The sequence below is a fragment of the Vibrio sp. 704 genome (assembly GCF_033339295.1).
In genome coordinates this window covers 1-570 of the sequence record NZ_JAWOUH010000792.1, presented here as the reverse complement: position 1 = coordinate 570, position 570 = coordinate 1, and the positions used below count along the sequence as shown (strand labels likewise).

The 570-nt window shown below is 43.7% G+C and carries 1 protein-coding gene; it reads right to left on the bottom strand.

Features of this window, described 5'->3' with window-relative positions; translation table 11 throughout:
- Positions 1–570 (bottom strand): GGDEF domain-containing protein (locus R7R24_RS29140; protein WP_318120518.1); only part of this gene is annotated, 570 nt, incomplete at both ends.

Genomic DNA, 570 nt, shown 5'->3' with positions numbered 1-570 from the left:
TTGCTGACGTACATATCTTCATCCGCCAAATGCAGCGCTTGTTCCAAACTCATGTGCTGCTTTCGTTTCTCAGAAACACCAACTGAAATCGTGACGGTTTTCAGCTCCGCGCACAATTTATCAGTAACATCCAATCGACTCAGTTCCTGAACGGCTCGCGAAAGCTCTATTTGTGTTGGGTATCCGAGCAAAATAAATTCGTCACCTCCAATACGATAGCTTCGCCCAGACCACACTCGATGTATCTTCAGTGAAAGCAATTGCAGCACTTCATCACCCGCTAAATGACCGTAGGTATCGTTGATTTGTTTGAAGTGATTAATATCTAAATAAAGAATCGCCAAATCCTTATTCACCCCTTGGCGATACTTAACTTGCAAAGAGCGACGATTCCTCAACCCAGTTAAATTATCGGTGTTGGATTGACGATACAGATAGAGAGAAACACAAATTGCCAATACAAGTACGAATAGAAATACCGCTTGGGTTTGTGTTGCCAATCGCACCTCATACTCTAACGCCGTGCGCCAATCTGGACGCAAATCGTATTGAGCCACAATTTTGTCAACG